The sequence below is a fragment of the Mesobacillus subterraneus genome (assembly GCF_003937825.1).
Taxonomy (GTDB): Bacteria; Bacillota; Bacilli; order Bacillales; family Cytobacillaceae; genus Mesobacillus; species Mesobacillus subterraneus.
Genome location: NZ_RSFW01000031.1, coordinates 18,420 through 32,031 on the forward strand (window position 1 = coordinate 18,420; position 13,612 = coordinate 32,031).

Below are 13,612 nucleotides of genomic sequence, written 5' to 3' on the forward strand. Positions count from 1 at the left end.
GTAAGGGCTTTCTTTTTGGAAGGCTTTCAATTTAAACATAAGGTTCTGTTACATTCATGTTTTATTTACCACTCTGTTGACTGAAGTGGAAGGCGCGTAGACTCCTGCGGGAGCAGCCGGCCAGGTGAGACCCCGCAGGAGCTTGCGACGAGGAGGCTCAGCGCCGGCCCCGCGGAAAGCGAAGCGCCTGGAACGAAAATCAACAGCATTTTTAACAGAGCCCAAACATAGAGAAAAGGGGAACATGGTATGGAACAACGTTATCGATGGAAAAACAAACAACTGCGCAACCATGCTGCTGTTTTGGACGGCACCCTTTCACCGACGATCTTATTGAAGAACGCGACATATTTGAACCAGACATTCCGCAAGTGGATGACTGCGAACATTTGGATTTACGAAGACAGGATTGTGTATGTTGGTGAAAACCTGCCTGAAAATACAAAGCAATGTGAAATAGTGGACTGCACCGGGATGAAGCTGGTGCCGGGGTATATTGAACCTCATGCCCACCCGTTTCAACTTTATAATCCCCATTCTTTCGCTGCATATGCATCGCAGACGGGGACAACGACCTTGATCAATGACAATATGGTGCTCGCTTTACAATTGGATAAAAAGAAAGCGTTTTCTTTTATCAATGAGCTGAATGATAATCCCGTTTCGATGTACTGGTGGTGCCGCTTTGACGCGCAGACGGAAATCCAGCACGAAGAGGATGTGTTCTCCAACAGTAATATCCGCGCCTGGCTTGACCATGAAAATGTCGTCCAGGGCGGCGAGCTGACATGCTGGCCCAAGCTGATGAACGGAGATGACATGATCCTCCACTGGATGCAGGAAACGAAGCGTCATCACAAGAAAATTGAAGGTCATTTTCCAGGGGCATCGGAAAAAACACTGGCAAAAATGATGCTCTTCGGAGCCGATTGTGACCATGAAGCGATGACGGGCGAAGAAGTCCGCAGAAGATTGATGCAGGGCTATATGGTGTCGCTCCGGCATTCGTCAATCCGTCCTGATTTGCCAAAGCTGCTCGATGAAATCCACGAGCTGGATATCGCGGTTTATGATCGCTTCATGATGACGACAGACGGGGCATCAACGGCCTTTTACGAAAATGGCGTTATTGATGAACTGATCCGAATCGCCATTGATAAGGGAGTCCCTGTGATAGATGCCTACAATATGGCGACAATCAACGTGGCGCGCTATTATAATTTTGAGCATCTGCATGGGAATATCGCGACCGGCCGGATTGCCAACATCAATATTTTGAGCGAAGAATTGAATCCGACTCCAGTTTCGGTGCTGGCTAAAGGCCAATGGGTCAAACGGGATGGGGAAGCAATTGATGCAGCGAAAGAGCTGGAATGGTCCAAAATGGGCTTTGAGCCGCTTAATATCAATTGGGACCTCACGATGGATGACATGCAATTCTCGATGCCGTTTGGAATCAAGATGGAGAATTCTGTCATAACCAAGCCGTATTCGATTTCAATCGATGTATCCGACGGGGAACTATCCACCAATCATGATGAGTGCTTTTTCATGCTGATCGACCGGAATGGTCATTGGCGCATCAATACGGTGCTGAAAGGCTTCGCTACTGAACTGCAGGGGCTTGCGAGTTCATTCTCCAACACAGGCGACATCATTCTGATCGGTAAAAACAAACAGGATATGATTGCTGCGTTTAACCGGATGAAGGAGCTCGGCGGCGGGATTGTAGCCTGTGAGAATGGCGTTCCTGCAAGGGAGATTCCGCTAAGGCTGCAAGGAATTATGTCCAGCCATCCTGTCACGGAACTGATGGCTGAGGAGAAGAAGCTGCTTGAGTATTTAAAGGAAAAAGGCTACAAATTCGCGGATCCGATTTATTCACTGCTATTCTTCAGTTCAACGCATTTGCCGTACATTCGCATTACACAACAGGGGATCTATGACGTGATGAAAAAAACGGTACTCTTTCCAACGATAATGCGTTAAAATATAACAGTGCATCTACAGAGAGACAGCCATGATCGAACTGGGAGTTCAAGGGGTGGCAAAATGAGAAAAAAATGGATCGCTGTGCTTGCGGCCGCCATAGTGCTTACGGCCGGGTGCAGCAGTAAAGAGACAGAGAAAAAAGAAGCAACAGAACATAAAGAAAAACAAGTAGAAGTAGAAGAGGTCGTCAAACCAGAGGAGCTTTCGTATCAGTTCCCGCTCACAGGGCTGGGGACTGCTGAGGAAAGTTCGGATCGTGCAGTGGCCGTGGTGGTCAATAACCACCCTAAGGCACGGCCGCAATCTGGTCTTCCTCAAGCGGATATTGTATACGAAGTCCTTGCAGAGGGAGACGTCACACGGTTCGTCGCCATTTTCCAAAGCGAAAAGCCTAAAAACATTGGGCCGGTCCGCAGCGCGCGGGAATATTTTATCGACCTTGCGGCAGGGTATGACAGCTTTTTCATCGCCCATGGCTACAGTCCTGAAGCGAAAATCAGACTGGATCACGGGGAAATCGACAACATCAACGGCATGCAGTATGATGGAACGCTGTTCAAACGCGCCGATTTCCGTAAGGCCCCTCACAATTCTTATATCAACTTCAAGAATATTGTAAAGGGAGCTGATCAGAAGGGCTATAACCTCGATAAAGCTCCTGGAAATGCAGAGTTTTTAAGCAGCGAGGAAGCAGACCAGCTGGACGGAGTCGAGGCCAAAGACTTCATGGTTTCATATGGTTCGCCGTCGTTCGATGCGATTTACGAATACGATGCGGAGGAAGGGAAATATCACCGATTTATCGGCAGTGAAGAAACGGTTGACCTTGAGTCAAAGGACCCCGTACTGCTCGATAATGTCCTCGTCGTGCAAATGAATCACAAAGTGGTCGACAATGCCGGACGCAGGGTTATCGATATGAACTCCGGCGGCAAAGGGTATCTGTTCCAAAAAGGCAAAGTGAATGAGATCCAATGGAAAAATGAAGCTGGCAGGATCATCCCTTATAAGGATGGGGTAAAAGCTGGTTTCGTTCCCGGGAAAACATGGATCAACATCGTCCCATCGATCAGCAGCGTCTCATTCGACTCTCAACAATAAAAAGGGGTAGACTATATGCAAATAGATAAATTAAGAGGTAAAGAACTCGATCAATTATTCAATGCGATTTTATCGCTTAAAGATCTCGACGAAGCCTATCGTTTCTTCGACGACCTTGCGACAGTGAACGAAATCCAGTCACTTGCCCAGCGCCTAGAGGTTGCCCGTATGCTTCGTGAGGGAAAGACCTACCATAAAATCGAGACAGAAACAGGAGCAAGCACGGCGACAATCTCCCGTGTCAAACGCTGCCTGAACTACGGCAACGATGCGTACGAAATGGCGCTCGAGCGATTGAAAGAGCAAGACAACGCTGAGAAAGAACAAGCGAAATAACGCATTAGCAAGGGGGACGGAATCCAGACGGGTTCCGCCTTTTTTTGTGTGCAATCATTTGGAAAAAATCCTTGATAATTACCAAATCGCTATAAAAATTAACATTTCGCTATAAAAATAAGATTATCGCTATAAAATCTTCATTTTCGCTATAAAAAAGGAATTTTCGCTATAAAATATTTATTTTCGCTATAAAAAATTTTTCCATACTGTAGCAGACTGTACTCGTATATTTTACTGATTCAAGCAAAAACCAAAAAACCAAATAATCACACTGGTGGGGTATGAATCGCTGAGAAAATGTGATCAAATTCCCAAGAATTAATTAATCACTGCGAAAACATGCTTCATCACTACGATTTGCCGCCTTATCACTACGAAAATGGACTTTTCCAATACGATATGTCCACTTTTCACTACGAAAATCGGCTTTTTCACTACTTTTTTTCCATATAAAGGTTAAAACTCATCCTATATTCAAAGAAAATTACCTTTTTAGCAGTAGGAATGTCTGTACCTTATCCCGTCTCACGAATCTCCTTAATTGGTTCCCGAATTACCAAAAAGGTTTTCCCTCATTCTTGGTTAGTAACTTGCTTTAAAGGGTAGGGGGAAGGTAATAGATTATTAAAGATTTGGAGTGAGTTGATGGGGGCAAGTTTTACGGTAATTGCAATTGTTATTATTTATTTAGGCATCATGATCATGATTGGGTACATATCTTCGAAAAAAATCAATGATAATGAGGATTTTCTGGTGGCGGGCCGCAAAATGGGTCCGTGGCTTCTGGCGGGGAGCCTTGCTGCGACTGAGGTTGGCGGCGGTTCTTCACTGGGTGTGGTGGAAAAGGCGTATGGTGACTGGGGGCTTTCTGCCGTCTGGTATGTCATCACGATGGCGATTGCGTTCATCGTGCTGGCTTTTTTGGCGCCAATGCTTCGGGAAGCCGCTGTAAAAACGGTGCCTGAATATTTCCGCAGACGATATGGTGAAGCGAATTCGCTTGTTACGTCGATCATTATGCTGCTGCCGATGGTCGGATTGACCGCGGTGCAGTTCATCGCCTCGGCGACGATTCTATCGGTCATGACTGGCTGGAGCTATACGATGTCAGTCATCATCGTCACGGTTGTCGTCACGTTATACAGTGTGATGGGCGGGATGTACAGCGTCGTTTACACCGATGTGGTCCAGTGGATTTTCATCATTGTCGGGATGGCGCTCATCATTCCGTTCACGCTCCAAGCCGGGGGCGGATTCGAGCAGGTTACAGCCAATATCCCGGAGGCAAAGTGGAGTCTAGTAGACGGCGCAGGCTGGGGAACGATTATTGCGCTTGTCGTAATGTATATCGCGTCCTTTACGGTCGGCCAGGAAGCGGTCCAGCGCTATTATTCTGCTAAAGACGGCAAAGCGGCAAAGCAAGCTTCTTATATTACTTCCTTTGTATATGTGTTGTTCGCATTCATCCCTGCTGTCATCGGTCTGTTCATGTATGGAATGGTTGAGAACGGCGTAATTGACGGGGCGATGCTGATGGAAAAAGGCGCACAGTACGCGTTGCCGGTGCTGGCGATGGAGGTCCTGCCTGATGTGGTCACGGGCATCCTATTCGCCGCACTGATTTCGGCGACCATGTCCAGTGCATCCAGTAACCTACTGGCGGCAGGCTCTATTTTTACAAACGATATCTACCATCAGTACATCAACAAGAATGCACCTGACAAATCTCTGTTAAAAATGGTCCGCTATACGATGTATGTCGTCGCTGCGTTCAGCTTGCTGACGGCGATCTGGAATGTTTCTGATATTATCACCTTGCTCATGTTCTCCTTTACATTGAGAGCGGGCGGGGCGTTCATCCCCTATGTGTTCGGGCATATCTGGGAAAAAGCGAGTCCTGCAGGCAGCCTTGCATCCTTGTTCCTTGGCAGTCTGGCAGTTTATCTTGGCGAAAAGGAGATCATCAGCTTCTTTGGGCTCGATCCTATCTACCTTGCGCTGATTGTCAGCGGCATCAGTTTCTATATCTTCTCGAGGCTGTTCACCGAGCAATATGAGCAGCGCGATTTGTAAAACTTTTTTGAAAAAGCGTTCCATCATCGGGACGCTTTTTTCATATGTTTCCTTTTTTATATATAAGCAACAAATGCTATAATGGTGGAATGGATATATAGAATGGGGGCAATTCAGGGATGTACGATGTTCGCGAGTGGAAACATGTGTTCAAACTCGATCCTAATAAAGAGATAACTGATGAAGAATTAGATAGAATTTGCGAGTCTGGAACCGACGCGATCATGGTGGGAGGAACCGATGGAGTCACTCTTGAGGGAGTCCTGGATTTGATGTCCCGCGTTCGCCGTTATACGGTTCCATGCATTCTCGAGGTTTCGACCGTGGAGTCCATTACGCCGGGATTCGATTTTTATTTTATCCCGACGGTGCTGAACAGCGGCAATCCGCAGTGGATCACCGGCCTGCATCATGAAGCGGTCAAGGAGTATGGTGATTTGATGGATTGGGAAGAGATTAAGATGGAAGGCTATTGCATCCTTAACCCGGAGTGCAAGGCGGCAAAGCTGACCGAGGCGAAGACGGAGCTTTCAGTCGCGGATGTTCAGGCTTATGCGATGATGGCGGAAAAAATGTTCAACCTGCCAATTTTCTATCTCGAATATAGCGGCACGTACGGAAATCCCGAATATGTCGAAGCAGCCAAAGGGGTCCTTAACCAAACCGTTCTCTTTTACGGCGGCGGCATCGAGACGGCTCAACAGGCAGAAGAAATGTCCAGGCATGCAGATGTCATCGTCGTCGGCAATGTCATTTACACCAATCTGGATGAAGCAATGAAGACAGTGGCTATGGTGAAGAAATAGAATTGCTTCGTGCCCCAATAGCGGGTGTGTGGCGAAAAAAGGTCACCAATGACCTTGTAAATGGAAAATAGGTACCAATGATATTGTTTATAGATCGGTATTGAGATAAAATAAGAACAAATGTTTGTATGGTGGTGGTTAGGAAGTGCAATTTTTAACGGATAAATTATTGAACGGACTGAACCCGGAGCAGCAGAAGGCTGTCAAGACAGTGGATGGCCCCTTGCTTCTGATGGCTGGGGCAGGCTCGGGTAAAACAAGGGTTTTGACCCACAGAATTGCGTATTTGATGGTGGAAAAAGGGGTAAATCCTTATAACATCCTTGCGATTACGTTTACGAATAAAGCGGCACGCGAGATGCGCGAGAGGATCCAGAAGATGATGGGCGGCGCGGCAGATGAGATCTGGATTTCAACGTTCCATTCGATGTGTGTGCGGATTTTGCGCAGGGACATCGACCGGCTCGGCTACAACCGCAACTTCACGATCCTGGATTCAACAGACCAGCAGTCGGTCATCAAGTCGATTTTAAAAGACAAGAATATGGATCCGAAGAAGTTCGATCCGCGTGCGATCCTTGGGACGATCAGTTCGGCAAAGAACGAATTGATCACCCCGGAAGAATACGCAAAGACGGCGGGGGATTATTTTTCCCAGAAGGTCAGCGATGTGTATGAGGAGTACCAGCGCAGGCTCCGTAAGAACAATGCGCTCGATTTCGACGATCTGATCATGGTTACAATCACGCTGTTCATGCGCGTGCCGGAAGTTCTCGAGTATTATCAGCGCAAGTTCCAGTACATCCACGTCGATGAGTACCAGGATACGAACAGAGCACAATATATGCTCGTAAAACTGCTGGCGCAGCGATTCCAGAATCTTTGTGTCGTCGGTGACTCTGACCAGTCGATCTACCGCTGGCGTGGTGCTGACATTGCGAACATCCTTTCCTTTGAAAAGGACTATCCAAGGGCTAGTGTGATTTTGCTTGAGCAAAACTACCGCTCGACGAAGAAAATCCTCTTGGCGGCGAATATGGTCATCCAGAACAATATGAACCGCAAGCCGAAAAATCTTTGGACGGAAAACGCTGAAGGAAATAAAATCATGTATTACCGTGCGGACAGCGAGCAGGGTGAAGCGCAGTTCGTCATCGGGAAAATCCAGGAGCTTGTCCGCAATGGCCGCAAGCTGTCAGATATCGCGATCCTTTACCGCACGAACGCCCAGTCCCGTGTTATCGAGGAATCGTTCCTGAAGTCGAACATCGAGTACTCGATCGTCGGAGGCATCAAGTTCTATGACAGGAAGGAAATCAAGGATATCCTTGCGTACCTTCGTCTGATTTCAAATCCGGATGATGACATCAGCTTGCAGCGGATCATCAATGTGCCGAAGCGGGCAATTGGCTCAACTTCCATTGATAAAATCGCCAACTTTGCAACAATGCATGATCTGTCGATGTTCCAGGCGCTCGAAACGATTGAAATGATCGGCCTGAGCCCGAAGGCTGAAAAAGCAGCAGCTGAGTTCCGCAACCTGATCAGCAACTACACCCATCAGCAGGAATACCTATCAGTGACGGAGCTGGTTGAGGAAGTGCTTGATAAAACGGGCTACCGTGACATGCTGAAGGCGGAAAAATCGCTCGAATCACAGAGCCGTCTTGAGAATATCGATGAATTTTTAACCGTTACAAAAAGCTTTGAAGAAAGCAATGAAGATAAAAGCCTGGTTGCATTCCTGACAGATTTGGCGCTTGTCGCTGATATCGATCGTCTCGATGATGACGGGCAGCAAAAAACAGACTTTGTCACACTGATGACCTTGCACTCAGCGAAGGGACTTGAATTCCCTGCTGTCTTCCTGATCGGGATGGAGGAAGGCGTATTCCCGCACAGCCGTTCCTTGATGGAAGAGGATGAGATGGAGGAAGAACGCCGTCTGGCCTATGTCGGAATCACTCGTGCTGAAGAGGAATTGTTCATCACGAATGCCCAAATGCGTACATTGTTCGGCCGTACGAATATGAATCCGGAATCACGGTTCATCAAGGAAATTCCGGCTGATTTGGTTGAAGATGCGGTGCCAAGAGTGAGAAAACCATCGCCATTGAGCGGCGGCAGACCTTCGCCTGCAGCAAGGCCATCGATGCCGGCTCGCGGAGCTGTGACCCGTCCGGTTGCGGCAGCTAGCGGCGGTGAAGGAATTGAATGGAAGGTCGGCGACAAAGCGCAGCATGGCAAGTGGGGAACAGGAACCGTAGTAAGCGTAAAAGGCTCCGGGGACGGAATGGAGCTCGACATCGCCTTCCCAAGCCCAACTGGCATCAAGCGTTTGCTGGCCAAGTTTGCTCCGATTACAAAAGCGTAGACTATAACATTCTTATAATTAAATTACTGTCTGGCTCAAGTGCCTAGCCAGTTATCATCCCTGTGAGTGCTTCCTCGAGTATCTTGCGAAAAGCGTTAGCTTTGAGCAGCTCGAGTCGCTTCGGTCCTGCCAATGAAGTCAAAGAACGACTTCAATGTCAGGCCCTCTGAGGCACAGGACGTGCAGGCCCGCCAGCCACACGATGTGGCGTTTTAGGCGGGCAGCGCTTGTCGGGGCTGACCAAGGCGCTTGCGCTTTTCGGTTAGAAAGGGCTGGATTTATGGATTTTCAGAGCGCTGAAAACAAAGCCAAGGATTTGCAAAATCTGCTTAATCAATATGCTTATGAGTACTATGTTCTTGACCAGCCTTCGGTTCCGGATGCGGAATACGACAGGCTGCTGAGGGAACTGATTGAAATTGAGGAGCAATTCCCGGAACTGAAGACTTCTGACTCCCCTACACAGCGTGTTGGCGGCGAGATTTTAACGATGTTCAACAAGGTTCAGCATGCAATTCCAATGCTGAGTCTTGGCAATGCCTTCGATGAGCAGGACCTTCGCGATTTTGACCGCCGCGTACGCCAGGGTGTCGGCGACAATGTTTCGTATGTGTGCGAGCTGAAAATTGATGGTTTGGCAGTTTCGCTCATCTATGAGGATGGTATGCTCGTACGAGGCGCAACCCGAGGTGATGGAACGACAGGCGAGGATATTACGTCTAATCTGAAGACGATCCGCTCCCTGCCGATCCGCCTGAAGGAGCCGGTATCGCTTGAAGTGCGCGGTGAGGCATTCATGCCGAAAAAATCATTTGAAGCATTGAACAAGGGGCGAAAAGAACGGGAAGAAGAGCCGTTTGCGAATCCGCGCAATGCAGCTGCGGGGTCCCTGCGCCAGCTTGACCCGAAAATCGTGGCTTCTAGGAACCTGGATGTCTTCTTATATGGAATCGCCAATGTCGGGGACACGGGCATCCGTGCTCACAGTGAGGGATTGGATTACCTTGAGAAGCTTGGTTTTAAGACAAATAAAGAACGCCGGAAGGTTGACAGCATCGAGGGCGTGATTGATTACGTCAATGGCTGGGTAGAAAGGCGTCCGGATCTTCCGTATGATATTGATGGCATTGTCATCAAGGTGGATTCGCTTGATCAACAGGAGGAGCTTGGAACGACAGCGAAAAGCCCGCGCTGGGCGATTGCCTATAAGTTCCCGGCAGAAGAAGTCGTCACCACCTTGAAGGATATTGAGCTGAGTGTCGGCCGTACAGGTGTCGTCACGCCAACAGCAATCCTTGAGCCTGTTCAGGTTGCAGGGACGACAGTGGGACGGGCATCGCTCCACAATGAAGACCTGATCCGTGAAAAAGACATCAAAATTGGCGATAAAGTCGTTGTTAAAAAAGCTGGCGACATCATTCCGGAAGTCGTGAATGTCCTTGCCGAGCAGCGTACAGGAAACGAAGTCGAGTTCCATATGCCGACGGAATGCCCAGAGTGCGCCAGCGAGCTGGTCAGGATTGAAGGCGAAGTCGCACTTCGCTGCATCAACCCAAAATGTCCTGCACAGATCAGGGAGGGCTTGATTCACTTCGTTTCCCGCGATGCGATGAACATTGACGGGCTAGGTGAAAGAGTGGTCAGCCAGTTGTTTGCCGAAGAGTTGATCAAAGATGTAGCCGATATTTACAAGCTTACACGTGAGCAGCTGTTAGCACTTGAGCGGATGGGCGAAAAATCCGTCAGCAACCTGCTTTCTGCCATTGAAACATCGAAGGACAATTCACTGGAGAAGCTGTTGTTCGGTCTTGGCATTAGACTGGTCGGTGCAAAAGCGGCAAAGACCATTGCCCAGGAGTTCAACACGATGGACCAGGTGATGCAGGCTTCAAAAGAAGATCTGACCGCCATTAATGAAATTGGTGACAAGATGGCTGACTCGATTGTTACGTATTTTGATAACGATGAAGTGAAGGAATTGATTTCCGAGCTGAAGGCAGTTGGCGTCAACATGGAATACAAAGGACCAAAAAAGGTATCCGCAGAGGATTCTGATTCATTTTTTGCCGGAAAAACCATTGTGCTGACCGGTAAGCTTGAGCAAATGGGACGCAACGAAGCGAAAGAGAAAATCGAGGCGCTCGGCGGCAATGTAGCCGGCAGCGTCAGCAAGAAAACCGATTTGGTCATTGCCGGTGAAGATGCCGGTTCGAAACTGACAAAAGCCGAGAGCCTGGGGATTGAAGTGTGGAACGAGGAGAGAATGCTTGAAGAATTAAATAAATAAGAGGTGTAAAACGCCATGAGAAAGCTCTCAATGGTCGCTCTATCTCTTGTCCTTCTGCTGACGGCCTGTGCCCCGAATTTTCAAAAGCAGGAAGAGGTCGTCCAAAAGACGGATGAAGACACAAAAGAAAAAGCGATTATCCCGAAATACAAAATTTCGGACGAATATTACCGGACCATCATGCCGTTTCAGCCCGGGGAAGCACGCGGCATGGTCGTCAACAATCTGAATACCCGCTATGACATCACCGAGTTTGAAACCGGATTGATGCGCATCGCACAAAATGCGTTTTCGACTGACAAATATGTGTTCAAGGAAGGCCAATACCTTGACAGCAGGACAGTGGGCCTCTGGCTGAACCGGAAGTTCAACGAGAATCAGCTGAAGGAAAGGAAAATGAAAGCAGACGATAACATCGGACTGAATCCGCTCGATCCTGGAAACGGGGATGTGCATAAGCGGAACGAAAAAAACCCGATTTATCTTGCTCACATCCTTGAACACAATTATCTAGTTCAATCAAGCGGCGAGAAGGGCACCTATCAGCTCGGAGGCATTGCCATCGGACTGGCCCTGAACTCTGTCCATTATTACCAGGAAGAACAGTACGGCGCGGTTTTTGAGAAAAACATTACCCGTTCCGTCCTCGAAGCGGAAGGAAAGAAGATTGCCCAGGAAGTGGTAAGCAGATTAAGAGGCATCAAAGAACTGCAGGATGTTCCGATCACGATCGGGTTATTCGAACAGGAAAGCCGGTCCTCTGTCGTGCCTGGGAACTTCTTTGCGTATGCCCAGGTTTCCCAGGGAAGCTCCAATATCGGCAGCTGGAAGGATGTAAAAGAAGAGTATATCCTGTTCCCGTCCGATAAAGCCGAAAAGGAACACAGGGACGATCTGACCTTCTTCCAGAACTTCAAACAGGATGTGGAAGAATACTTCCCTAACTTCAACGGTGTCATCGGCAAAGGCTTTTACATCGACGGACAGCTCCAGGAAATGAACATCAACATCCCGATCCAATTTTACGGGAAAGCCGAAGCAATCGGCTTCACCCAGTACGTGACCGGACTCGTGATGGAGCATTTCCCTAGCTACATCTCCGTCCAGGTCAGCGTTTCCTCCGTCATGGGCCAGGAAGCACTGATCGTCAAGAAGCCTGACCAGGATGAACCATTTGTGCATATCTACCAGTAAGACAAAGCAAGGAGCTGCGGCTCTTTGCTTTTTATTTTGGAAAAAATTGAAACGTTCCCTCATTTTTCATCGTATATATTCTGACAATTCGAAGGATATGAGGTGGATGTATGCCTGTTCAAAGTCAAAGAGCCAAATGGAATTATGTTCTGAAAACTGCTGTGTTGTGGGCGTTTGGAATGTCAGCATTTATTTATCTTTTTCAATGGGTGACCGGGCAAGTATCTGAGCGATATCCCTCTATGTCCCTAGCTTTAGTGTCCATTCTCATGGGGATCATGGCGGGTGCAATCGTGATCTTTCCTATTGGTATTATGGCTGGGCTGTTATTTTGGAGGAAAAAGTTCGATAAACAGGGGGCAAGGGGAAAATGATGCGTAGTTTCTTTCTTGTAATAGTTGTAGTTTTATTATTGGCAGGCTGTTCAATACCAGCATCCATTGCCTTGACAGAAGAAGATGGCCACGAAATAGAAAGATACATACGGCAGGAAGTGATGAGCCCGAATTTTGGCGGGGAAGTATTCAGTGCTCATGAAATCCTTGCCACCAGTAAAGACAAGGGCGAAATCTACTTATGGGCTTTGATTGAGGAGTATTATAAAGACGGTGCTGCAGTGGAACAAGGTTCCGGCATGTCTGTGCCGATGGTGTTGAAGGTTGATCAAAGCGGGGATTCACTCAAAGTGGTGAGCCATACCCTGCCGCGGGACGGAAGTCTTTACGCTGATGATATTAAAGACATGTTCCCTTACTTTGCCGGGCAAAAAGCTCTCGATTACCCATCCAATCATATAAAAAAGTTAATCAAGGAAATAGAAGCCGAGGTTGCGGAAAAAATGTGAAAAAGCAAAGAGGGGAATTCTCTTTGCTTTTTACATGCATTTCTTAATATCCAGGATGGTCTGAAGGTGCATGCCTTCATGAAAAATCGTCCGTACCAGGACTTGCTCGATCGTATGCATGCCCATTTCTGTCGGCGCGAATTCCTCTTCCAATCGCTCGCCATAGGTTTCTTTTATTCTGGCAGGCTGTGTTTTCAGCAATTCTTTCAACACTCTGACAGAAGGTGTCTCTTCGGTAAAATCGGCCGGAGAGGTACCGTAGCCAAACCATGAGTTAAACTTTTCCGGAACATCTGCGGGTTCCTTCGCCACCGCCTGGATCCATAGATATTGATCAAGATAGATATGCCCGAGATTCCAGCGGATATTATTGTTGAACCCTGCCGGGATTTTCTCCGCATCCTCGTCAGAAACCGTATTTGCCACCTCTAAAATTTCACTGCGATAGGTTTCCAGCTGATTGAATAACACTTCATGCCGTTTTTTCATGTAAAATAGACTCCTTTTAGAATGATAAATACATATTCGCTAGATTTAAGCGGTTGACCTGCTGAAAATGACCTCAGATTTGTGAGGAAGGAGAATATATCAACTACATTTTT

At 47.8% G+C, this 13,612-nt stretch carries 11 protein-coding genes; 10 read left to right on the forward strand and 1 reads right to left on the reverse strand.

Going from position 1 to position 13,612, the window contains the following annotated elements; all coding sequences use genetic code 11:
* The first annotated feature begins 249 nt into the window (after window positions 1-249).
* The 10 genes from EJA10_RS21065 (at window position 250) to EJA10_RS21110 (ending at window position 13,010) form a co-directional block, all read left to right on the forward strand.
* On the forward strand, window positions 250-1,989 hold the full coding sequence (locus EJA10_RS21065; RefSeq protein ID WP_125482014.1) for an adenine deaminase C-terminal domain-containing protein: 1,740 nt from the start codon (window positions 250-252) through the stop codon (window positions 1,987-1,989).
* A 63-nt stretch (window positions 1,990-2,052) separates the two neighbouring features.
* Window positions 2,053-3,093, forward strand: a complete 1,041-nt coding sequence (locus EJA10_RS21070; RefSeq protein WP_125482015.1) for a DUF3048 domain-containing protein — start codon at window positions 2,053-2,055, stop codon at window positions 3,091-3,093.
* A gap of 15 nt (window positions 3,094-3,108) precedes the next feature.
* A complete protein-coding gene (locus tag EJA10_RS21075) occupies window positions 3,109-3,429 on the forward strand; it encodes a YerC/YecD family TrpR-related protein (protein WP_125482016.1) in 321 nt (106 codons plus the stop codon).
* 648 nt (window positions 3,430-4,077) lie between these two features.
* A complete protein-coding gene (locus EJA10_RS21080) occupies window positions 4,078-5,505 on the forward strand; it encodes a sodium:solute symporter family protein (RefSeq protein ID WP_125482017.1) in 1,428 nt (475 codons plus the stop codon).
* Between the two features lie 119 nt (window positions 5,506-5,624).
* Window positions 5,625-6,311 (forward strand): heptaprenylglyceryl phosphate synthase, encoded by a 687-nt coding sequence (pcrB, locus tag EJA10_RS21085; RefSeq protein ID WP_125482018.1) that lies wholly within the window; start codon window positions 5,625-5,627, stop codon window positions 6,309-6,311.
* A gap of 145 nt (window positions 6,312-6,456) precedes the next feature.
* Window positions 6,457-8,685 (forward strand): DNA helicase PcrA, encoded by a 2,229-nt coding sequence (pcrA, locus tag EJA10_RS21090; RefSeq protein ID WP_125482019.1) that lies wholly within the window; start codon window positions 6,457-6,459, stop codon window positions 8,683-8,685.
* A gap of 280 nt (window positions 8,686-8,965) precedes the next feature.
* Window positions 8,966-10,972, forward strand: a complete 2,007-nt coding sequence (gene ligA, locus EJA10_RS21095; protein WP_125482020.1) for an NAD-dependent DNA ligase LigA — start codon at window positions 8,966-8,968, stop codon at window positions 10,970-10,972.
* Window positions 10,973-10,987: 15 nt separating this feature from the next.
* The gene (locus EJA10_RS21100) at window positions 10,988-12,166 is read left to right on the forward strand and encodes a CamS family sex pheromone protein (RefSeq protein WP_125482021.1); all 1,179 of its coding nucleotides are present in this window, start codon (window positions 10,988-10,990) and stop codon (window positions 12,164-12,166) included.
* A gap of 110 nt (window positions 12,167-12,276) precedes the next feature.
* The gene (locus EJA10_RS21105) at window positions 12,277-12,540 is read left to right on the forward strand and encodes a hypothetical protein (protein WP_125482022.1); all 264 of its coding nucleotides are present in this window, start codon (window positions 12,277-12,279) and stop codon (window positions 12,538-12,540) included.
* Window positions 12,537-13,010, forward strand: coding sequence for a hypothetical protein (locus EJA10_RS21110; protein ID WP_125482023.1), 474 nt, complete (start codon window positions 12,537-12,539; stop codon window positions 13,008-13,010). The genes EJA10_RS21105 and EJA10_RS21110 overlap by 4 nt, the downstream gene beginning before the upstream one ends.
* Before the next feature lie 30 nt (window positions 13,011-13,040).
* Here EJA10_RS21110 and EJA10_RS21115 read toward each other — a convergent pair whose 3' ends face one another.
* Window positions 13,041-13,499, reverse strand: coding sequence for a DinB family protein (locus tag EJA10_RS21115; RefSeq protein ID WP_125482024.1), 459 nt, complete (start codon window positions 13,497-13,499; stop codon window positions 13,041-13,043).
* Window positions 13,500-13,612 lie beyond the last annotated feature (113 nt).